Source organism: Mesorhizobium sp. M0340 (assembly GCF_040321535.1).
Classification (GTDB): domain Bacteria; phylum Pseudomonadota; class Alphaproteobacteria; order Rhizobiales; family Rhizobiaceae; genus Mesorhizobium.
On the sequence record NZ_JAMYRR010000007.1, the window covers coordinates 106,997 to 128,136 of the forward strand.

Annotated in this window: 20 protein-coding genes and 2 pseudogenes; 10 read left to right on the forward strand and 12 right to left on the reverse strand. The window is 59.1% G+C overall.

The window, feature by feature from the left end; translation table 11 throughout:
- Positions 1-175 precede the first annotated feature (175 nt).
- From NKI79_RS12940 to NKI79_RS12950, 3 genes and pseudogenes are all read left to right on the forward strand, one after another.
- Complete coding sequence (locus NKI79_RS12940; RefSeq protein ID WP_352801980.1) at positions 176-1,258, forward strand: sensor histidine kinase; 1,083 nt, start codon at positions 176-178, stop codon at positions 1,256-1,258.
- Positions 1,259-2,093: 835 nt separating this feature from the next.
- Entirely contained in the window at positions 2,094-2,336 is a 243-nt protein-coding gene (locus tag NKI79_RS12945) for a histidine kinase dimerization/phosphoacceptor domain -containing protein (RefSeq protein ID WP_352479188.1), read from the forward strand.
- 24 nt (positions 2,337-2,360) lie between these two features.
- A pseudogene (locus NKI79_RS12950) lies at positions 2,361-2,662 on the forward strand (transposase); the annotation flags it as partial.
- 87 nt (positions 2,663-2,749) lie between these two features.
- On the opposite strand, the gene NKI79_RS12955 reads toward NKI79_RS12950, so the two are convergent.
- Positions 2,750-3,001, reverse strand: coding sequence for a DUF982 domain-containing protein (locus NKI79_RS12955; protein ID WP_352801981.1), 252 nt, complete (start codon positions 2,999-3,001; stop codon positions 2,750-2,752).
- Between the two features lie 287 nt (positions 3,002-3,288).
- Between NKI79_RS12955 and NKI79_RS12960 the strand changes: the two genes are divergently transcribed.
- Together NKI79_RS12960 and NKI79_RS12965 are read left to right on the forward strand one after the other, a co-directional pair.
- The gene (locus tag NKI79_RS12960) at positions 3,289-3,633 is read left to right on the forward strand and encodes a hypothetical protein (protein ID WP_352479190.1); all 345 of its coding nucleotides are present in this window, start codon (positions 3,289-3,291) and stop codon (positions 3,631-3,633) included.
- A gap of 435 nt (positions 3,634-4,068) precedes the next feature.
- Positions 4,069-4,893, forward strand: a complete 825-nt coding sequence (locus tag NKI79_RS12965; protein WP_352479191.1) for a 5'-3' exonuclease — start codon at positions 4,069-4,071, stop codon at positions 4,891-4,893.
- A gap of 442 nt (positions 4,894-5,335) precedes the next feature.
- Here NKI79_RS12965 and NKI79_RS12970 read toward each other — a convergent pair whose 3' ends face one another.
- The gene (locus tag NKI79_RS12970) at positions 5,336-6,394 is read right to left on the reverse strand and encodes a YihY/virulence factor BrkB family protein (RefSeq protein WP_352779254.1); all 1,059 of its coding nucleotides are present in this window, start codon (positions 6,392-6,394) and stop codon (positions 5,336-5,338) included.
- A 624-nt stretch (positions 6,395-7,018) separates the two neighbouring features.
- Positions 7,019-7,315, reverse strand: a complete 297-nt coding sequence (locus NKI79_RS12975; protein WP_352479193.1) for a PRC-barrel domain containing protein — start codon at positions 7,313-7,315, stop codon at positions 7,019-7,021.
- Positions 7,316-7,692: 377 nt separating this feature from the next.
- Between NKI79_RS12975 and NKI79_RS12980 the strand changes: the two genes are divergently transcribed.
- The gene (locus NKI79_RS12980) at positions 7,693-7,872 is read left to right on the forward strand and encodes a hypothetical protein (protein WP_352479194.1); all 180 of its coding nucleotides are present in this window, start codon (positions 7,693-7,695) and stop codon (positions 7,870-7,872) included.
- Between the two features lie 233 nt (positions 7,873-8,105).
- Here NKI79_RS12980 and NKI79_RS12985 read toward each other — a convergent pair whose 3' ends face one another.
- Both NKI79_RS12985 and NKI79_RS12990 read right to left on the reverse strand, forming a co-directional pair.
- Entirely contained in the window at positions 8,106-9,149 is a 1,044-nt protein-coding gene (locus tag NKI79_RS12985; protein WP_352801984.1) for a sensor histidine kinase, read from the reverse strand.
- Entirely contained in the window at positions 9,146-10,645 is a 1,500-nt protein-coding gene (locus NKI79_RS12990; protein WP_352801986.1) for an ATPase domain-containing protein, read from the reverse strand. Before NKI79_RS12990 ends, NKI79_RS12985 begins: the two co-directional genes overlap by 4 nt.
- A 33-nt stretch (positions 10,646-10,678) precedes the next feature.
- Here NKI79_RS12990 and NKI79_RS12995 point away from each other — a divergent pair, with 33 nt between their 5' ends.
- Positions 10,679-11,185 carry a hypothetical protein gene (locus NKI79_RS12995; protein WP_352479195.1) on the forward strand — a complete coding sequence of 169 codons (507 nt, stop codon included), beginning with the start codon at positions 10,679-10,681 and terminating at the stop codon, positions 11,183-11,185.
- A gap of 331 nt (positions 11,186-11,516) precedes the next feature.
- Here NKI79_RS12995 and NKI79_RS13000 read toward each other — a convergent pair whose 3' ends face one another.
- The 4 genes and pseudogenes from NKI79_RS13000 to NKI79_RS13015 all read right to left on the reverse strand — a co-directional run.
- Entirely contained in the window at positions 11,517-12,431 is a 915-nt protein-coding gene (locus NKI79_RS13000) for a hypothetical protein (protein ID WP_352801988.1), read from the reverse strand.
- Positions 12,428-12,823, reverse strand: coding sequence for a phage holin family protein (locus NKI79_RS13005; protein ID WP_352801989.1), 396 nt, complete (start codon positions 12,821-12,823; stop codon positions 12,428-12,430). Before NKI79_RS13005 ends, NKI79_RS13000 begins: the two co-directional genes overlap by 4 nt.
- Positions 12,820-13,548: a WXG100 family type VII secretion target gene (locus NKI79_RS13010; protein ID WP_352801990.1), complete on the reverse strand. Its 729-nt coding sequence runs from the start codon at positions 13,546-13,548 to the stop codon at positions 12,820-12,822. Before NKI79_RS13010 ends, NKI79_RS13005 begins: the two co-directional genes overlap by 4 nt.
- 270 nt (positions 13,549-13,818) lie before the next feature.
- Positions 13,819-13,979, reverse strand: a pseudogene (locus tag NKI79_RS13015) (DUF2269 family protein); the annotation flags it as partial.
- 252 nt (positions 13,980-14,231) lie between these two features.
- On the opposite strand from NKI79_RS13015, the gene NKI79_RS13020 reads away from it, so the two are divergent.
- Entirely contained in the window at positions 14,232-14,597 is a 366-nt protein-coding gene (locus NKI79_RS13020; protein WP_352801992.1) for a low affinity iron permease family protein, read from the forward strand.
- A gap of 475 nt (positions 14,598-15,072) precedes the next feature.
- Here the strand turns inward: NKI79_RS13020 and NKI79_RS13025 are convergent, their stop codons facing one another.
- The 3 genes from NKI79_RS13025 to NKI79_RS13035 form a co-directional block, all read right to left on the reverse strand.
- The gene (locus tag NKI79_RS13025) at positions 15,073-15,357 is read right to left on the reverse strand and encodes a DUF982 domain-containing protein (protein WP_352648130.1); all 285 of its coding nucleotides are present in this window, start codon (positions 15,355-15,357) and stop codon (positions 15,073-15,075) included.
- A gap of 1,091 nt (positions 15,358-16,448) precedes the next feature.
- Complete coding sequence (locus tag NKI79_RS13030; RefSeq protein ID WP_352801993.1) at positions 16,449-16,802, reverse strand: hypothetical protein; 354 nt, start codon at positions 16,800-16,802, stop codon at positions 16,449-16,451.
- Positions 16,803-16,837: 35 nt separating this feature from the next.
- Positions 16,838-17,791, reverse strand: coding sequence for an NAD(P)/FAD-dependent oxidoreductase (locus NKI79_RS13035; protein ID WP_352801994.1), 954 nt, complete (start codon positions 17,789-17,791; stop codon positions 16,838-16,840).
- Positions 17,792-18,330: 539 nt separating this feature from the next.
- On the opposite strand from NKI79_RS13035, the gene NKI79_RS13040 reads away from it, so the two are divergent.
- A complete protein-coding gene (locus tag NKI79_RS13040; RefSeq protein ID WP_352801995.1) occupies positions 18,331-19,440 on the forward strand; it encodes an OmpA family protein in 1,110 nt (369 codons plus the stop codon).
- 11 nt (positions 19,441-19,451) lie between these two features.
- Positions 19,452-20,705, forward strand: a complete 1,254-nt coding sequence (locus NKI79_RS13045; RefSeq protein ID WP_352479438.1) for a caspase family protein — start codon at positions 19,452-19,454, stop codon at positions 20,703-20,705.
- The last annotated feature ends 435 nt before the right edge of the window (positions 20,706-21,140 follow it).

Here is a 21,140-nt window from a genome sequence, read left to right on the forward strand (position 1 = left end):
TAGCGCTGCAGTTCTCGTCGTAGACGCAGCCGGCGCTTGCCGCTCTCTTTCGGCCCTGCGCACAAGGCTAGACTTGTTGTCAGGTGCATGATGCGAAACGTGAGATGCAGCGCCAGTTTTGGCGATGGCAGGCGCGCTGCATTGTTGATATCATCCGCACAGAACAGGCGCGCAAATGACATCGGATTCAGAGAAGGCTGAGGCGGTCGAGCAGCTGCTTGATACACCTGACCTTGCAACAGCACTCGAAAGCGAACAGTTCAAGAAATTCCTTGACCAGGTGCCGATCGCCATAGCCGTTTCGGACCTTGCCGGTGAAGAGCGCGTGGTCTACGCCAATCCGGAATTCGAGAAACTGTCAGGCCTGACGGCCGCCAGGCTCACCCGAGAAAACTGGGCGGCCCTTCTAGGCACAGGCGTCAATCAGCAAAAGGACAGGCCGCTAGCCGAGGCCGTGGTCGAGGGAACCGATCTGGTCGGCACCTTCAGGCTGGAGCGCAGCGAGGATAAGCCGGCGATCGTCGACGTTTATTCCAACGAGATAGAGGACGACAACGGCAAGGTCTGTTTCCGACTGGTGGCTCTGGTCGACGTATCGGCTCACGGCGAGGCGGGAGAGCAGCGCTCGGCCGAGGAGCGTGTCAGCGAGAAAGACACACTGCTTCGCGAACTGCAGCACAGGGTGAAGAACAACCTGCAGATGATCACCGCACTGATCCGGCTGGAAAGCCGCAACGCGACCGAGGCCGACCGGAGACGGTTTGAGCGGCTCGCCGGTCGCGTCGACGCATTGGCGATCCTCTACCAGACGTTAACGGCCGACGAGCCGAAGGAGGAGGTCGACCTTGGTGTGTATCTCAGCCAGATCGCGTCCGCGGTCATGAGCTCGCATGCGGTCGAGGGGATCCGGCTGGATATGAAGGTGGATACATATCCGGTGTCAATAAACGTCGCCATGCCGGCGGGACTGGTCGTAAACGAATTGCTGACCAATTCGCTTAAGCATGCGTTCCGGGGCCGCGACGGCGGCACGATAATGCTGCACAGTGTCGTCGATGGCGATGGCTGCCGGGTTACGGTGGCGGACGACGGAATCGGCCTGCCGGAAGGCGAGATGTGGCCCAAGCCAGGCAAGCTCGGAGCGCTGATCGCGCGATCGCTGGCCGAGAACGCCAAGGCGCAGTTAGCTGTCGAGTCCAGCGCCAACAAAGGGACGAAGGTGACCATCGTTTTCAAGCGGTCGGCGGCAGCAAGCTGAACGATTGCCGTCCAACATAGCAGGCTGGAGGCTGGCTCACGTCGCGGCTTTGAGCAGGTGGCTGCAAACACGCCCCAGACGCCCTGGGGGGGCGAGAAGGAGTATTGCGGCGCAACTCACCCAAACGTCGATCCGCCCGAACCCGCGACGACCGGGTGCCGGCCTTTCTCCGCTTGTTCGACTTGTGTTCGGGCGACTATCGATGGTTCTATGCATCGGTTCAAAGGCTCGGCGCGTTAGATAAGGCTCACCGCGCCGAAGCGCTTGCGCGGCCAGATGCATGTCATGGAGCCATTCAAAGCTGACGGCCGAATCGGTGATTATTTGGGCGTGAACCGACTGAGAGCTTTCGGGCGGATGCGCAGCTATCGTGGACACCAAGTCGCGAGGGCAGTGTTCTCTTCACCCGGCCCCGTCGCTCGGCGGGAGTGGCGAATTATTCTCCAGCAAGATCGAATATGCAGTGGAAGCCACTATCCGCTGCCAGGGAGACGTTCATCCTGCGGCCAATCGGTTAGGCCTTCCAGGCTTGTTGTTCTGCGCCATCGGTATCATATGCCTGGAGACCACCAGGCAGGGAAACTTCTATTTCGCGTAGCTCGGCAGCGTTTAGAAATGCCTGGCGCGCTACCGCGATCTGTTTTCTCGCCCTGCAGGGTATCCATGAAAGCGCCGGAGTTCTGGGCTTCTTCGTGATGTTTCCCGCTATTTTCCTGGCGTCGGTACTGTTTGATCGAGGTTCAGGGCTTACTCCGCCGTGCTGGGCACGGTTCTGCTATATTTTGAGGTGAAACCAGCTGGTACCTTTCTACTGCCCGCGGGATTGGTGCTGCCAATGGTTATCTTCGTCGTGGTGGCATTGGGGCTGGCCGTCATTAGCGAAGGGCTACGTACGGCCTATCAGAGAGCGGCGGAAGCGGAACGCGCGAAGGATCTGCTCCTGCAAGAATTGTCGCATCGCACTAAGAACAACCTCGCGATGGTCAGCTCTCTGCTGTCGCTGCAAGCTCGGATGAAATCGAGTCCAGAGGCCCGCGAGGCACTGGGACTGTCAGGAATTCTGTGCGCGAGGCCATGATAATGGAAAGGAGAGAATCATCACATGGCTATTGAGAAGGAACTTCTGGACCAACTGCTTGCGGGTCGCGATCCGAATGAGGTTTTCGCCAGAGACGGGCTGCTCGACGATCTGAAGAAGGCGCTTTCGGAGCGGATTCTGAACGCCGAACTGGACGAGCACCTCGATGAGGAGCAGGCCGACGGCAACGCCAATCGCCGCAATGGCCATTCGCGGAAATCGGTGCTGACGGGCACATCGAAGATGACGCTGACTATCCCGCGCACCGTGCCGGAACCTTCGATCCGAAGCTGATCGCCAAATATCAGCGCCGCTTTCCAGACTTCGCGATGGACGTGTTCGAAACTGCGGCCAAGCATCTCGACAATGGCTATGACCGGCCGGCATTTGCTGCGGCGGCAGAGTAGCAGATGTCAGGCGTTCAAGATTTTCGCTTCCTTGGCGGCGGTCAGAAATGCCGCGCGGGCTACCTCCGGGGCGCTTCCACCGCCGAGCACCTTCATGCAGGCCATTCGTGCCTGGATGCGGCGCCCCGTCTCTCCAATGGGCCAATCATACAGCAGCATTTCGCCGGCCTCGCGGGTGCTCGAAACACTGACTTTGCCCGAGGACAGCAACAGGGTCACGGGCTTTTCGAACGTGCCGACGTCTCGTTCGCTGGTCATGTTCTGGTTTCCTTTCGCGGTGTCCCTACGACCCTACGGGCGACCACATTTCGTTGCGTCACGATTGACCCGGTGCGCGAACATTCGGTGAGAAGCTCCTTGCGACTGCATGCCCTTGGGGCATTCCTGCCGGCATTGCCGAGGGGTGAGAATGTTAATCCTCGGCCTCGACATCGCATGCGCTTGGTATGAGCCCGGCTCATCGCTCTCGATCAAGACTGGCCTGATCAAAGCCATCGGCGAGAACGCCGAGGAGCAGGGGATCGCTCGGTTGCCAGCTTCGCGCCATGATCAAGGGCAACAGGCCCGACTTTGTGTCGATCGAGCAGCCGATGGCCAACGTGGTCTCATTCAAAACGTGGTCTCATTCAGGAAGACCGCCAGACGCTTACGCCCCCAGCGACGAGCAAACTGCTAACCCGATCGCCTTGCAGCGCGAGGGGCTGGCCTGCGCCGCTGCGGCCATCATCAGCGACGGCTACGGTATCCACTGGGAAACAATCCCTTTGTCGACGCAGCGGAAGCATTTCCTTGGCATGGGCTGCTCGCCCGGCTTTGACCACGCCATGTGGAAGCGCACTGCGGTCGAGCGCTGCCGGCTGCTCAAGACGAAGAATGCGGACGCCGCATAACGACGGCCAGCGAAGCGTGTCAGGGGTTCAAATTGCGAGAGCGCGTCACCTACATCGACTCGCCGCCGCCGAGGGGAGGGCTGCTCGTAAAGGCCGGTTGCGAATGCGCCATGTGCTGATTCCGGTAATGGAATGCGGCCTTGTCCGGATCCTAGACACGCTGCTCAATGTCGGCGCAAACAAAGGATTGGGCTGCATTTGCCGGCGTGTCATTGCCGACCTTGCCGTAGCTTCCAAGGACAGTCTTGACGAGCGCTTCTCGGTCGAGGACGTGTTCAGCGCCACGCGCAGATCGTTGTTGTTGTCAAAGGGCTGTCGCAGCGGGCTACCATATAGTAGTGCGCGCACCTGTGACTTGAAGGTAAGCTGCTGCGATAAGAGACATGGCTTGAGGCGGGCGTACGGGCACGGCCTGGCGCTTCCTCAAGGATTGAGATGATCGTTCATTTAGTAGACGGCACATACGAGTTGTTTCGCCACTTCTATGGCCAACGCCGGTTCAACAACGGCCAAGACAGGCCGTTTGGCGCCGTCGTTGGCGTGCTGAACACACTGCTGGAGATGATCGAGAATGGCGCCACACACATTGGGGTAGCGACAGATCATGTAATCGAGTCGTTCAGAAATCAGCTCTGGCCCGGCTACAAGACCGGGGATGGCATCGAGCCGGCATTGCTCGCGCAGTTCCATCCTCTTGAGAAAGCCCTGGCGGCCATGGGAGTGGCGGTCTGGCCGATGATCGACCTAGAAGCCGACGACGCGCTGGCATCCGCGGCACGGAGCGCGGCTGCCGATGAGCGCGTGCAGAAGGTATGCATCTGGACGCCGGACAAGGATCTCGCGCAGTGCGTGCGAGGTGACCATGTGGTCCAGGTAGACCGAAGGACCCAGAAAATTCGCGATGCCACCGGCGTACGCGAGAAGTTCGGAGTTGAGCCGGCCCTGATTCCAGATTTCCTAGCGCTCGTCGGTGATGCCGCGGATGGCTACCCGGGTCTCGAGGGCATCGGCCTGGTGTCGGCCGCCCGGCTGCTTGGCCGCTATGGCCCTCTTGAAAGCTTTCCGCCTGAAGCCCTCGGCCGGCGTAGAGAGCTCGCACTTTTGTTCAAGAATCTCGCCACGCTGCGTACGGACGCTCGGCTTTTTGAGAATGTCGAAGAGCTGCGCTGGCGCGGCCCGACCAATGCGTTCGAGACGTGCGTAATCCAGCTAAATGATGCCCGGCTCCTCGCACGTGCGCTTAAAGCTCCCCGTAACTGACTTCGGACGCGAGGTCTGGAAGCGGCCTTTGGAAGGCCAGCGCCGATTCCCCAATCGCACAGGGGCACGGTAGGCGCGGCAACAGTCTTGAAGAACTCAGCCCAACGTTCCGGCGGGTGACAGGCGCTCACGTAGCATCTGAGTTGTCGATTCACGTTCAATGGCAAAGCGTGTCACACCTACGCACCTACGACCTAGATACAAGGCGGTCGCGTCCGGGTCGTGCCCCGCTGAGTGGTATAGCTCGGCGGTGACGAAGCCGCTCGGTCGCTCCGTGGGCGCGCCCTCAGTAGGAGGGAGCAGCATCTGAACCCTGCTTTGCCTTTCCCGTGATGGGAAGATACAAGACAACCTCATATATGCTCGATAGGCCTGTAAGGTGACGGCCATCTAAGACCGTCATTGGCGCCAAGCGAAGTTGCAGCAGATGCACAGTAAGGCGCTAGGTTTTGCGCTCGTCCAAACGTGACTGTTTGTTGGCGGCATCGGCCGATCCGCCCAGCGTGTCCGCGACCGTGGCACCTCGCGCCCCCATCGGTTGCTGCGCACCTGTGGTGGTGTCCTTGACTGTCTGATGCTCCATCTCAGCATTCAGCTCCGCACCTACAATCAGGATGATCACGGAAATCCAGGTCCACATCATCAAGCCGATGACCGCCCCCAGGGCTCCGTAGGTCGCGTTGTAGTTAGCGAAGTTCTCAAGATAAAAAGAGAAACCCACCGAGACTGCGATCCAAACCACAGCCGAGAGGAATGCCCCCCATGTGGCCCATCGCCACTTTGCCTTTTCGCGGCTAGGGCCGTAGCGGTAGATCAGCGTAATTCCGATTCCGACCATGATCAGCAAAACCGGCCACCGCAAGATCCGCACAAGGGTTTCCGTCCAGCCGCCGAGGTTCACCAGCGCAAGCATTGCGGGTACGATCCCGACCGAGATGATAAGGCCGATGCCAATGAGGATGGCGCCAAGGGTGAATCCCAAGGCCAGGAGATTCAGATGGATAAAGCCGCGCTTTTCAGTCTCCTCGTAAGCGATGTTCATTGCTTCAAACAGCGTCTTGATGCCGCTGTTGGCGCTCCACAGTGCGACCGCGAGACCGAAGATAAACCCAAAGCTGAGCGTGCTAGTGTTCTGAGCGGCCAATGAGTTAAGTTGCGATCTGATAAGATCCAAACCGCCCGAAGGCAGTATGCCGCCAAGGAATGAAATGTGCTCGGCGACCGTCTGAGGATCGGCGACGAAGCCGTAAATGGACACGAAGGCGGCAAGCGCTGGAAACAGAGCAAGAAGCAGGTAGAACGTGGCTCCGGCCGCGATCAACATGACGCGGTCCTCCATTACCTCAGCGAACACCCGCCACAGTACATCCCTCCAGCCGCGGCCGGAAATTTGCGATGGCCGTTCGGCATTGCGTCCGCGGCCCTCTTTGTCTGCTTGTCCAGCCCGTCGCTCCAGTTGTATTTGGTTTTCGTTGGAATCTTCGGCTTTGTTGTTCGACATCACTGCAGTCCGTCACATCTTCCTCGACGGCAACGTTTAGGCGCGCCAATAGATGCAGGTGCAGACCTGCGCTCGCAAATAATCATCCGCCAGCTGCAGAAATACCGGCCATCTAACAACGACACTGCCCCGACTCTGACTCACGACCGCTTCCGAGGGCCGGAGTAGGGCTGTCCGGTCTCGCCTCGAGGGGCTATCTGACCACATCGTTCCGGCCGGTATCAGCACCGGCTGGCGTCATGTCCGGCGGCCTGTTCCACAGCAGCGACTTTGAAATCGTGGTCGCGTTTCCAGAACGTCATGACGCATGACGCACGAAGTCACGATCGCCATGCTGCAGGACCCTGGTTCGGCTGGCAAAGCAGACGAAAGTGAAACACGCGCCGGCCATGGCGTGAAGGTCCTTCCGGTCTCAGGCGACAAGGACACGGGCAAACCTGACCCGCCCAGGTGAAGCTCTTGCGCGGCCGCTGGAACGAAACATCCCTCGATGAGGTCTGTTCGTTTCCGAATGGAAAATTTGACGATCAGGTCGATGCTTTCGCCGACGCTGCAAGCGAGCTCGCACTCGGATCGACCTTCACCCATGACAATATCTGACGGTCGAGATCACCGAAGCTGACTTTAATCAAAATGCTCTGGCAGGGCCTTCAACTGCTCGGTCGTCATTTGTGTGATAGCATGCACGGTGCCGTCTTCGTCCCGCATAAAATCGAGCTGAGTTGCATATAAGGCCACGCGCTTTGAGCCTATGCCGAGGAACCCACCAACATCGAAGACGACCTGCGCATGCTCGCCCGTTCCATGGATGTGGTCGACTGAACTGATTTCCTCATCGTCGCGACCGTAGATGGTGGCTCCCTCAACAACGTCTGCGCGCAGTTCAGAACTCGAAAGCCGTACGTGATTGGTGTGGTCCATTTTTGGAGGCTCCTCTCCGGTTGGACTGAGGTAACCCCCGACAGGGCCAACCGTTCCGAACCGTCGTTCACGAGTGTCGTTCGCGGATGGGCACCGAGCGGGGATATGGCAGGCGCCTTGGCTGTCGCCGATCCCCTAAACGAGCTGGCGTTGAGTTCGAGCATCCGGTTTGGGGTCGTCTGTCGTGGCGGTTCGACTTGCAAACACCGAAGTAGGTCGGCCTGCCTGCTTAACCGCCTGAAAAACGCGCCCGAGCCGCGGCGGCAACTGTGCGCTATTTTGACATTTCGACCTTGCGGTGTCGGATTATTTGCATGCGAACGAGTTTTGCGACACTATCCTCCCCCTTCTCCAACGTACCATTCTGGGAGGAATGCATGGCTCCCCATGAGCAACATGCCGTTGAAATCGTGAGGACGAAAGAGTGGTCGGTTCGCGTGACGGTCAACGGCGCTACGATCACGGTCCCTTTCACAGCTGAGAGCTACGCGCGCTCGTTTGCAGATGGTCAGGCGTTCCGCCTGGGCGTTCAGGTGGAGCTCAGGAAGCCGGCGTAGTCGCGCCGTTTTGTCGGTAACGTGTGGCTCCGACCAGCCCACTACATCCTACCGCGCGAGGTCAGATGAAAGACCCAGGCGGCGGCGGCCTGGCGGCCGCAATGGGGACCCCCAACTCGCAACCTGCATCGTGGCCCCGAACCGCTGAAGAAAGTCGCGGAGCCGGCCTTTTGATTACAGTGGCTTCGACTGCGGCCACAGCTGCGTGCTGTTTCGTCGCGTTCGTCAGGTACTCAGGAGTACGCTGGGACGAGCCTCGTTTCGCGTAATGGCAACGCCATAGTGAAACGCAGGCCGCCGGGATTGTAATGCATTTCGATTTTCGCATTGCATTGCACCGTAACGACCCTTTCCAGCAATGTCGTTCCAAAGCCTCGTCGACTCGGCGGCTGCACTATGGGACCATTCCGCTCCTGCCAATGGAGATGCAGGATCTGCTCACCTGCGGAATCCGCTATCCACCATTGCACATCAAGGCGGCCTTCCGGGCGCGACAAGGCGCCGAATTTTGCTGAGTTGGAGGCAAGTTCATGAAACGCCATGCCCACAGGTATCGCAAGGTCGGCGACGAGGGCCACATTGGGACCACGTAGTGATATTCGCGGCTCGCCATAGATCTCGTAGTGGCTCAGTTCCGTCTCAAGCAATCTCTGTAATGAGGCCGTCTGCCAATAGTCGTCTGTAAGCATTGAGTGCGTGTCGGCAAGGGACACGATTCTTGCGGAGAAATCACGCACGAAGCTGTCGACGCTATCGCTGGACCGGGCCGTCGCTCCCATCATCGCTCGCACATTGGCCAGGGTGTTTTTGACCCGGTGATGAAGCTCGAGGATCAACAGCTTTTGACGGTCAGCGACCTCCTGTTTTTGTTCTAGGTGGGACTTGACCTCGAGCTGGCGTGCACGCGCACGCAACGCCGACCTCACCGAATTGGCCAGACTTGAGGCCAGGAAAGGCCTTTCGAGAACGATGAGATACCGATCTAGAAACGCAAGACGCTTGTCGAATTCTGTTCCCCGCATGACCAGAAGAACCACTGGAAAATCGGACCACGCAGGTTGGTTGCGCAGCCAGGCGGCGAACTGGCTCCGGTCGGAATTGATGAGCGCCTCTTCGGCGACGACAAGGCAGTGTGCGCTGTCGAGAAACCCCAAAACCTCTTGCAGATTGGCACAGAGGCGTGTGCCGATCCCGTGTTTTGCTAAGATCGAGGCCGCTAGCTGAGCGTCTCGACCAACCGGGGCGAGCACGAGTACGACGGGTTCTTTCGGCGTCATGGCTTCTTGTCAGCGAGCAGGTCGCTTTGTTTGCCCTCAAAAAAGGGCACGCCTGTAAGTATTCCCCTGAATTGGTCGAGCGGCTCGCCGACAGCTATGCCCTGGCTGCTGACCATGAATTCACGGATCGTGTCCTCGTGAGGACCAACCCGCCTCTTCACCACCGAAATCGCTCGCCGGATGCGACCGCCACTTTCGAAAAACCTCAGCAACATCACTGCATCAGACAGATAGGTCATGTCGATTGGGGCCGCCGTCTGGCCGATCAGCCCGTGATTGGCGAGCAGCAGGATCGTCACGATGCCCTTCTGGTTGAGGTAGGTGAGAATTTCATGCATCTGCAGCACAAGATGCTGCTCTTGGGACATCGAATTCAGATATCCCGTGAGGCTGTCGATCACTACGATCCGGGCATCAAACCGCTCGACTGCGAACTGGATCTTTGATGACAATTCGCCGGGTGAAAGATCCGCCGGGTCGATTTGTTCGAGCAGGAGCATTGCGTCTTGCAGGAAGGGCTTGAGATCCATACCGAGACCAGTTGCACGCCCCAGGAAAATGCGGTCAGTTTCATCGAACAGCAGAACCAGGGCGCGCTCACCGCGCCCGAGCGCTGCATGACAGTAGGAGCAGGCTATGGTCGACTTCCCCACACCCGAAGGGCCGATCAAGAGCGTGCTTGTGCCCCGATCGAGGCCGCCGCCGAGCAGAGCGTCCACGCCATTTCCGCTTAAGGCCGGCGACCCGTGCTCGGCTTCAGGGTGCTCGGCGGCGACCAGTCGCGGAAAGACCGTGATCCCGCCCGGTCGGATAACGAAGTCGTGGTAACCGCCACGTATTTGCACCCCACGCATCTTTATCACCCGCAAGCGCCGCCGCTCGCCACCGTATATCGGAGTCAATTGCTCCATGCGGATGACGCCATGGCTGATCGAATGCAGGTTGAGGTCATCCTGCTCGGCCGTGAGGTCGTCGAGTAACAAGACCGTCGCATGGTTGAGCAGAAAGAAGCTTTTCAGCGCCAGGACCTGCCTACGGTAGCGTAGTGAGCCCTGCGAGAGCAGCCGGATTTCGGAAAGCGAATCGAATACGACGCGCTGTGGCTTAATACGGTCGATCTCAGCCAAGGCCGCCTGCACGGTCTCTCCGAGTTCCAGGTCAGAAGAATGCACGAGTGTCTGCAACTGGGAGGGATCAAGGCTGAGTTCTGGAGGAACGAGTTCCAGAATTTCTATCCCGTCCAGAGTCCAGCCGTGCCTGCTTGCCACGGATATGAGTTCGCGCTTGCTTTCAGATAGCGTAATATAGAGGCAGTTTTCGCCTTGCGAGGCCCCCTTGATAAGGAACTGAAGCCCGAGCGTGGTCTTGCCCGAACCCGGCCTTCCCTCAACGAGGTGTGACCGAAATTTGGCATAACCCCCGCGCAAAACATAGTCGAGGCCTTCTACCCCGGTCGCTAATGGTGAGGCGTCATCTTCGTTCACATTGCCCCTCATGTACGTCGCTGAACAGCGTAACGATTGTCAGTTTTGATGGTTCCAGAGGGCCGCAAGACGCTGGATAAGGGGACAAGAGCCTCACCTACAAACCGCTCACGACGTCATGTCAGCGAGAACAATTCTGCCGGAGCGCGCAAGGCGGCACAGGCGCTGCCGGCGATTGCTGGCGAGCGCGGGCTCGATATTCTGGCGGCGATCAATCTCGATGCGATCGCCGACGACCGTGACGGCAGCAAGGGTTGCGTCATCGCGCTTGGAACGCTCGGCAAGCTGCTTCCGACGGCCCACGAAGAGGCATGGCCATTGAGCCGCTTGCCGGGGCCGGCAATCGTCACCGGCTTCGGCCCTATCTGCCGACGAACCTTTCCGACAGGCCGGCAGCGGCGAGGTTGCGCACGATTGCCTTTGCACATCGCAGCCGGCGCAACCGCACGCTATGGCTCGGCGATCGGCTGTGCGGATTGTTTCGCCGGCATCTCGGATATGAGCTTCTTTGGCGAGGCTACCGCATCCGGTCTCGCGTGTCGCCCGCAATGAGCCGATGTGGCGCGACGGCATTCGCTGGCCGAAATCAGGCGGGCTGGCCAACATTCTTCCATCAGTATCGGCCCGTGGGGACGAGAGTACCATACCCGCTCGAGCGGCTTCACATCGGCTATGCTTTCGATGTCTTGCAGCAAGTCGTGAGCGATGTTTGTGCGGCGCTTCTTGCAAGGCAGGCCTAGCGCGCGGAAGCAGCAACTCGATACCTCGCCAAGACCAAATCTGGAAACCGAGCTTGCATGCCAGATCAGTCCCGAGGCATGCCGTCGCCGTGAAGAGAGTCTCAAGAACAGCTTCGCCAGCCCACCTCGAAAACCGGCTACCGCTATGACGAAGTGTTGGGAGGCTCGTCCGACTCCGGCAAACGATCGCGAATAGCTTGCTCCGTTTTGCTTGCCGTCTTTTTCACAACTTTTTCGACGCGGTCGACCAACGTCTCGGCGTCGCCGCTGGAACCCTGTCGGTCAGCCTCTTCCTTTACAGTCTCATATGCCTCGGCGGCGACCTGCTTGGCTTGCTCGACGCCTTCTTCAAAGACTTCCTCGGCACTGTCACGAAGCTTGTCGCGGTATGGGCCGAGTTGCGCGTCTTCCGCGGCTGTGTGAGGCAGCATCACGCCAATGGCGGTGCCCACGGCAAGGCCTACCGCGGCCATTGCCAGAGGTTCGCGCTGGAACAGGTCCTGCGCCGACTGCCGTACCCGCCCCGATATATCGGTGGCCGCCGAGCCGAACTGCCCGACCGTGCTTCCTAACCTTTCTTTCGCGCCGCTCGCAACGTCTGCCACAGCCTCAGTCGCACCGCCTGCCACGGACGCAACCGAACGGGCGGCATCGGAGAGCATGGAGCCGGCGGAACCTTCGCCCTCGGCACCGTACTCATCGCCGCGTGAGTCCTGCCAGGCCCCGCCCAAGCCCCTCTGGTCAGAGAAGTTTCGGGTGCCGTCAGGTTCCCTGCCGGTCGAATAGGCACCAAGTGCTGAACTGTCTCCCGACGTGCCCTTGCCTAGCATCAGCCAGGCCAGGCCCGCGCCGATCAATGTAAGCGGCAACGGATTGTCCCTGACCTGAGTCCTAAGATTGCTGAGCATTGCGGATCCCTCGCCGCTGAACATCCCGGTGAATTCGTCGATCAGCTGACCTGGTGTCATCTTGCTCCGGATCGAGTCTGCCGTGTCCGTTATCTTGGCACGGGCAATGTCGGCATCGCGTTCGAGTTCGGCTGCGGATTTGTCGGTCATCTTATCTGGTCCTTGATCACGCGTGCGTCGCGTTTAAGTTGGTCTTGTGTCCGGTCGGGGGTCAACTCTGAGGGAGCCATGCTTGCCTTGCCGGAGCGCAGGAGTATGACGCCCAGTACTGCCACCACGACGCCGACGAGCAGCGAGGACCATCCGGCTCCCAGGCCGGCGCTCGCCAAGGCAATCACCAGCGCTTGCAAAAGCACCATCAGGGCGGCAAGCAGACAAATGACGCCTCCCATTACCTCCACGGCGCCGGCGCCGGCCTTGCTTAACTTTTCTGACATTTCAGCCCGCAACAGCCTGCTTTCGGTTTGAAGCAGTGTCGTGACCTGCTGTGCCAGATCGCTGACAAGGGTTGTCAGGCTGCGAGCGTCCTGGTTGTCAGTCATGGGTTTCGCTCCAGGCTTGCATTGGCCCAGTCATCGCCCGACTGATCGGATCCTAACGGGGCTGGTTCAACTGGCTCTGCCGATCGCCATCCCGACTCATTCGAGCTAGGACCCGTCTCAGGCGCCCGGCCTGTTCCCGACTGGCCCGGTGCTCCGGTTTGGGCAGAGGGTGGCGAGCTCTTGATGAACCGCCCCAAAGCCAGGCCTGCCAATACCGAGCCGGCGATCAGCGCCCCCGAGTTTTCGCGGCCGAACGACTGAATTTCGCCAAGCACCTCGTCGAACGGTTTATCCTTCAGGGACGAGGAAAGCCGCTCGAGCCCGCCTGCGGCGTCAAGGGCGAATTTCGAAGCGGTCCGTTGATCATTGTTGGCAAGATGCTCGCTTGCCGCGCGCAATGCGCCGCTGAAGGCCTTGAGACTGGCGCTCATGTCGCGCTGCGTTCCCTCCGCCTTGTTGAACAATGCTTGCTTTGCTTCCGATGCGTAATCTCCGGCTTTCCTGGTGATCTCGTCACGCGCATCGTGGAGCGCTTCCGTCGCGGTCTGCTTTTCCCGTTGTAGTCTTTCCGAAAGCTCGCTTTTGGCTGTCTCGAAATCGGCCGTCTGACGGCCTTGATCGTCTTTGTCCTGCATGGTGTCTCCTAGTGGAATCCGAGGAAGGAGAGGATCGCAAGCACGACGACGACAAGGCCGATGAGATAAATAACACTGTTCATGGCGCAATCTCCTCCACTGCGCACCGAACTTGCATGTGCTTCCCGTGTTCCCCTCAGGCGTCATCTTTTTGTAAGCGAAGCCTAACCAGCCTCAAGACGGGATCTTGTCCTGTGCCGATGGGGGTGAGCGCGCGGTTGGAAATGATACGAGACCGGACTCCGGTGCGACTTACAGGTCGAGACGCACGTCCGCTCCGGCAGATATTCGCGCTGCAGGGGGCCGGAATTTTCCGCAGTGCTTTGACAGGGCATTATCGCAGTGGGACCTGCCTGCGACCTACCACTCGATTGCAGGCCGCGCGACCATCAGCCAGAAAATCCCGAGCACGGCAGCGAAGGCGGGGAAGCCGAAGCGAACCACAACCAGAAGAGCCGATGGTAGCGCGGCGGCAACGGCGCGCCTGCAGCGGCGGCTTGCGATGCCAGCTTGCGCATCTTATGGCACCGCTGGCGACAGCGGAAGCAGGTGCCTAAGTAAGCCAACCTCGCGTCCTATCCGGAGAGGATGATGGGACGCCACATTCCCGCATGAGGGGAAAAGTAAGGAGAACTGCGCAGCAACCTTTCATGCACAGCCCGGGATCCTTATTCCGCTGGCTCATAGGCGAGAGCCGTCCGCATTTCGGACCGCATTGACGAGCACCCAAAAACGAGCCCGAATCGGATTACAACATTTGGTTGGGCATTCACATGAACCGATTTCTCTTTGTAATTGCTGATGTTCTGTCCCGGCCGCCAGGCTTTTATCTGATCATCGTGGCCATGATAGCCTGCACTGCGATGGTCCCTTTCGGCCTAACAAGCGTAATCACCTATGCGCTTTCAGTAGCTGCGATTGTGATTACCGGCGTTGTTCTGATCCAGGGTTATCGCGACACTGCCGCCATCCATGCCAAGCTCGATGAAATTATCGTTGCATTGAAGGAAACGAGGAACAATGTCGTCGGGCTGGAGCACGCCGAGCCTGAGGAAATCAAGGCCCATTTGGCGCGGCTCGAAATGGAAGCGGCGGCGGCTGATCGAGAAACCAAGCACGGGGGAGTCTCTGACGCCTGAGAGCTATTCAAAAGCCATCATGGCAAGCTGAGTCCTGCACGAGGCGGTCGCTCAAGGTCCCGCCAGCGGCTGCCAAGCGCGACGAGATGCGCAGCAGCGGTAAGCTTATAAGCGGAGAATGGCTAATCTAACGTATGCGCACTGTGGTAGTCGGCAAGAAGTCTGGCCGTTGCAAACCGGGATGGACGCGAGCGGGCTCGCCGGACTTGCAGCTAGGGGGCAGCTCGAGGAATGTTTGTGCCCCGGTCGGAATCATTGCGGCCCATCGTATTCCGTGGGAGTGCATCTTTTCGCAGAGCTGGCGGAAGCACTTCCGAGCTATGGGCAGGTCTCCCGGCTTTGACCGCGTTATTTGGAAGAACACCGCCCTCGAGCGCTGCCGCATTCTCCAGGGAACGTCGACGCCGCGGAAGGCGTCGGCATAGCGATGCCGGCGAAGCCTGCCTGCGGTCCAGGTGCCGAGAGCGGTATGAGCTCACACCACGTCTCTAACAACCGCATCTAATTTCGTTAGGCCTACGCTCGAAGGCCTTTGCGTAAAAAGTCCCTGTTCGATTGCGGCCGCCTTGAAGGCATCGATCGCAGCTTGTTGGTTGCAATGACCGGCCAAGCATTCCCTGATCATTCGGACGGCTTCGAGCCGCCGCGGCTTGGCCACGTATGGCCATGGCTGTTCAAGCGCTTTCGCAGCGTCGGATATTGATGCAACCACCATTGGCTTGCAATTCAGGTAAATTGTAATCGGAATGAACGCCGGCATTTTCTCGCTCGCCAGGATTGAACGGGGCTAAACGCGAAGAGAAGGCGGAGGTTGCATGCCGCGATTTTAAGTCCCGCTACACGATGCAATTGAGACTGAACAGGCCTTCTCGGGGCAATGCTAAACTCAAAATAACGCCCGTTGGCGGGTCGCCGAATTCTGAAGCGAACAAATCGCCGACAGGCTCCATGGCGCGGTTTACGAACCATCGGCACGATGATCTCCGTGGGCAGGCCATAAATCGGAATCACGGCGGCTCTGAAACGTTCCACCGTGGTGCTGCCGGGCTGTCCGTTTCGGGCCTAGCTTCGAGGAGCTCGCCCTCGTGCTTTTGCCCCTCAAAATGCGAGATGCGAGACGTCGCCATCCAAGGGCGAGTGGGTCGACGTGTCGTCGGTGCAGAGCCGTTGAAGTACGCGTTGGCACAAAACCTAGGTCGGCGGGGTCAAGGCTGGTTTGAACGGCGCAACGTCCCTGACCCCCGCATCAGCGCCACCCTTAGCGCGGCTGAGTCGATTTAATGTTTCCTGCGAAATCTGAGTCAACGAGGCGTACGACTTGATTGATAAGCCTGCGTGCCGGCCACATCCGAAGCATTTTCCGTACGGGTGGTTTGACGGCGATACGACCCGCGATGACCTTCGTCCCTTGTCTCCAACCTCGATTGGTAGATGGACCTCAGATGATGAGCCTAAGTCTAGGCAATGGTCCGTACGCACCTCGCAAGCCCGACCCCAAGCCCCAGCTTGGTGAAACAGCCTTCGATCGGTCCCGCCGTGCTTCATGTGCGGTGGGCTTTTCATTCCACTAGACTAGCGGGAACAACCGAGCCCCCCGAAGGTTCGGTGCAGGCAGCAAGTTCACTCCTTATGGCTGCAGGATCGGTGAAGCCGGTCGAGGCCCGCGTCTTTCGTCCCTCCGAAGACGCGGGCCTTGCTACAGAGATTCCGCCACAGACCCGAACTTAAAAAGAGTTGCTGATCGCCGCGAGCTGATGTGCATCGTGTGACGGACTTCGAGCGCCGCACCTTTGCCACTCTGGTCAACCTGCGTCGAACCTGCCCGCCGCTGGAACCGAACCTCTACGCATCTTACATGACGCCCATCGATGAGTAACGGATGATCACCTCGTCCTGACGAAAGCGTCGCTCAAGGTCAGCACAGCGTGTTCGCCAGGGTTGCAGATCAATCTCCTCCGTCATCACCTCGAAGATGACGATTTCATCATTGCTGCACTCGCCGCCTTGCCGCCACAACCCTTCGCCAGGTGCCTGCAAAAAGGCTGTGACGCCGGCGAACGGCAGGGCCAGTTCTTCTTTGAGCCGGTCGAATTCCTGTTTGGGGAACGGTCTGCCGGAATGTCCGCGCGAGATAGCAGGATTTGAAAAAGATACATGATGAAACTCAATGATCACGAACGGTCGCCGTGCCTCTTCGTTCCTCATGCCTTGTTTTCGGCGTCGGCGCCGTGCGCTTGGTGTCACCGTGGGCCGTGTTCGGCCTGGGACCAATGTTCGCCGTCGCCATTTGCAAGATAGTTGTGCATGTCGGTTGCAGCGACCGCTGCGTGGCCGAATGCTACGGCAAGCTGATTGATCTCATTGACCACATCTCCGGCTGCATAAAGTCCGGTGACTGCGGTGCGCTGGCGCGAGTCTACGACGAGGTTGCCCGCTTTGTCACAGCATGCACCAAGGTCGACCGCAAGCCTCGAGCGGATGGTCGAGCCCATCGCAGGGTAGATGGTGTCAAACGACAGCGTTCCGCCGTCGATGAGTTCCACGACCGCCTCCCGGCCCGTGGCGCTAACGGTATTGGGTCTGCATACGCCGATCTCGATACCGGCCCTCTTGAGCTTGGTACGCTTGTCGGGGGAGGGCTCGGATGGATCGGTAATCAGCAAAGTGAGATCCTGAGTGAAGGTGCGCATGAACAAGGCCTTTTCCATTGCGTGTTCGGCCGGTCCGATGACGGCCACCCGTTTGTCGATGGCTTCATAGCCATCGCAGATAGGGCACAATCGCAAGACGCCAGCTTGGATCATGTCGGTAGCGCCAGGAAGATCCGGGAGGGTGTCAACAACGCCGGTTGCAATGAGCACCGAGCGGGCACGAATGGGAGATGAATCGCCCGCCAAAAACCCAGCCTTCGTTCTGCGAATGGATACGATCCTGTCGTGGACCAAGCTTGCGCCGTATCGAGTGGCCTGCAGTTCGAGGCGGTCAAGTAGGTCAGGGCCGGTGATGCCGTCTGGGAAGCCTGGGCAGTTGCGCGTTAAGGGAATCCATTTTGCACGGCTTTCATCTGCGTCGACAACAATTACCCGCCTTCGAAATCTTCCAAGGTAAGTCGCAGCCGCTAGGCCCGCTGGCCCGCCACCTACGATCAAGCAGTCGAAGCTTCCTTCATGCCGGCTCGTGTCCCAGTTGACCATTCAGAAATCCTGAAATCCCACGGCTGCATCGCGAGCGAACAGTCGAACGCCGTTGAAGAGAACGCGGAGCACGCCATTTGGTTACAAATGTGGAGCTCCCAATTCGCGGGACAGTTCAGCCATTGGGATAGTGCTTTGATGACCTGCCAAGGGAAGCCATCTTCAGCGCGGAATGGAGATGGAGACTGACAGAATAGCGTCGACGACGGGCTGGGGAGTAGGCGTCCGCGGCAGAAGCAGGATGGAGCAGGCGGGCTTTTTCCTCACTTGGGCTGGTCCACCTTGACCGGCCTTCAAAGACGGGCAGGTGCTGTAGCGGGTTCTTCAGTCAGCTCCAATATCCGCCAACAAGACTGCTGGGTAGCCAGTGTTCGTCCATCACCATTTTGCCGGACTTCCGCAGCCCGGGACCTGAGCGGAATTTACACCTTGCGGTCGATTCGCCGATGCTCGCCAAGCCTCGACAATTGTTCTATGCTCCTTGGCACGGCATAGTTCGTGGTTGCAACGCGGAAGGCTGTTGTCCTGTGGGGGGTCCAATGTTCGAAGTCGTCGGAGACTGGTGGAAAACGGGCTCGAGAAGCTGCTTCGCCCTAAACACCCTTGGCCTGATCGTTGCCGTATCGGTGCTGTTGTTACCTGGGCTGGAAAGCGCCAATGCACAGACGAACTGGACACTCGACCCGACCGCCTCCGTGCTCACCTACCAGTCGGTCAAGAAGAATACGATCGTCGAAACCAACAAGATCAGGAACATAGCCGGCACTCTTTCTTCGACGGGTGAGGCCAAGATCACTTTTGACCTTAACTCCGTCGACACTGGCGTCGACCTTCGCAATGTCCGCATGCGGTTCCTTTTCTTTGAGACATTCAAATATCCGTCCGCCGAACTGACAGCAAAAGTGGACCCTGCCGCATTTGCAGACCTGGCGACCAAGCGAAGGGTGAAGGCAGTGCTGCCATTTCGCCTCAACCTGCACGGCGTCGACAAGGACCTTGAGGCCAATGTCGTCGTAACCATGATCAGCGACAGCATGGTCTCCGTCGCTTCGGAGGCGCCTGTTGCCGTGCATGTCGAGGACTTCGGACTGCTGCCGAATGTCGACAAGCTGCAGCAAGCCGCCAATGTGACCAACATTGTTCCGACCGCTTCGGTATCGTTCGATTTCGTGTTCAACGCTGGCGACAGTAAGCTCGCGGCCGTGCAGACAGTCGCGGCAAGTACTGCCGACGTCGGGCCCGTCGCCACCGACGCCGCGAAAGCGAATTTCAGCGAAGAAGAGTGCCTTAACCGGTTCGCGGTGCTCTCCCGCACTGGGGCCATCTACTTTCGGTCGGCGAGCGCGCGGCTCGACAACCAAAGCCGCCCGCTGTTGGCGGAGGTGGTTGGCGTGGTCAGCAAGTGCCCAGGCCTGAAGGTAGAAGTTTCTGGCTATACCGATTCCGATGGTTCGCCTGCCTCCAACAAGCTGCTGTCGGAGCGCAGAGCCCAGGCCGTTGCCGATGCCATCGTCGCCGCGGGTATTGCACGAACGCAGATCACGGCAACCGGGTATGGCGAGGAGCGGCCTGTCGCGGCTAACGATACGCCGAAGAACAAGGCGCTCAATCGGCGGATCGAGTTTTCCGCCACCAAACTCGTCAACTGAGGAAGGACCTCTTGTTCCGGTGGGGCTTTCATCTGATTGCCTGTTTTGGCAGTGCCCCGCGCGCGATCGGGCTGGCGACGCTCTCGCTATTATTGACATTGACGGCGGCCAATGCGGAACGCCGTGTTGCTCTGGTCCTTGGCAACTCCCAGTACCAGCATGCGCCGGCGCTGACCAACCCGGTCCGGGACGCGCAGGCTGTTGCCAACCGCCTTTCGAAGTTGGATTTTGAAGTCGTCTCCGGTTTCGATCTGACCAAATTGCAGACCCAGACGACGATTGCGCAGTTCGCAAAGCAGGTTCGCGGCGCCGACATTGCGCTTTTCTTTTACGCTGGCCATGGTTTGCAGGTTTCGGGCAGCAACTATCTCCTTCCGGTTGATGCAGCATTGGAAGACGAGACTTCGCTGGATTTCGAGGCGGTGCCTGTCGAGTTCGTTTTGCGGCAAATGTCGCGCGAGACCAGCATAAGACTGATTTTCCTCGACGCCTGTCGCGACAATCCCCTGGCTGAAGTCTTGGCAAAGGCCGCAGGCGTCAAGGGAGCGAGAAGCGGGCTTGCCGAAATCCCGATCGAGAATGGCGGTGCGGGTACACTGGTCGCCTTTTCCACCAGTCCCAATCAGGTTGCCTATGACGGATCAAGCGAGCATTCGCCGTTCACGTCCGCGTTGCTTGCCCATATCGGGGCTTCGAACGTCTCCATCACCGACGCGATGAACATGGTCACCGCCGATGTCTTCAAAGCAACGGCCGGCAAGCAGCGCCCGTGGATCAATGTCTCGCTGACCACCGAGGTCGTTTTGCACAGGGTCGATCTCAACGCGCCGCTGATCGTCGGCGAAGCGACCGCTCCGCAACATGCGGAAGACGGTTCGGATGGGCGCAACGCCACCGCAAATTCGTCAGGCGACGATGAGGCACAGCTTGCGCTTAATGTCCTGCGGCAGAAAATTCCGAAACTGGCTTCGGACGATCCGATCTTTTTCGACCGACCTGTCGATTTTGGAGATCCAAAGATCGACGGCAAGAGTATCGCCGAGCTGATCATGGGCAAGCCTCTCTTTGCTCCCGTGGAAGGGCTCGATAAAGCGGTGTGGCAGGGCAAGCACTGCAATGGCTGCCACGAGTGGGATGAGGTTCGGCTGTGCGAACAGGCGAAGAATTTCGCCGCCAACGATGTGTCCGTGCTGCGTCTGCAACATCCGCTCGGGACGCGCTTCAAGGTGGCGCTAGCCAAGTGGGCGCAAGGCGGCTGCAAGTAAGATCTGGGCCTTCGGTTTGAAAATTCGTGGTCAAACGGGCGATGGGACCAATCTGCGCTTCCCGTTCTCACGGACCCAAATGTCCGCTGCTCCGGTTCTCGAAACCACCACCATATGACTCGCCAGAGCGAATTTCGAACAGCCTCTAAGGAGGCTTATTTCTATGTGGCGGATGTTGAACCGCGGGCTACGCTCGAGCGTCTGCGACCGAAAATGGCCGCGCGACACCCGCTCGCGGAACTGGAACGTCTCGCCATTGTTGGCCCCTCGAAGGCTGGTGCTCGAGCCATGCGGGAGAGCTACCGACTGTGGTTCGAAGCTGGGGAGCCTGCCGGCAGCGGCGCTCTGTAAATCGACGGATCGGCCTGAGAAGGCGCCTAGAAGAACCTTTACCGTCAACATTAAGGTGAGCGGGGCGGTCTCCATGTCTTCGCT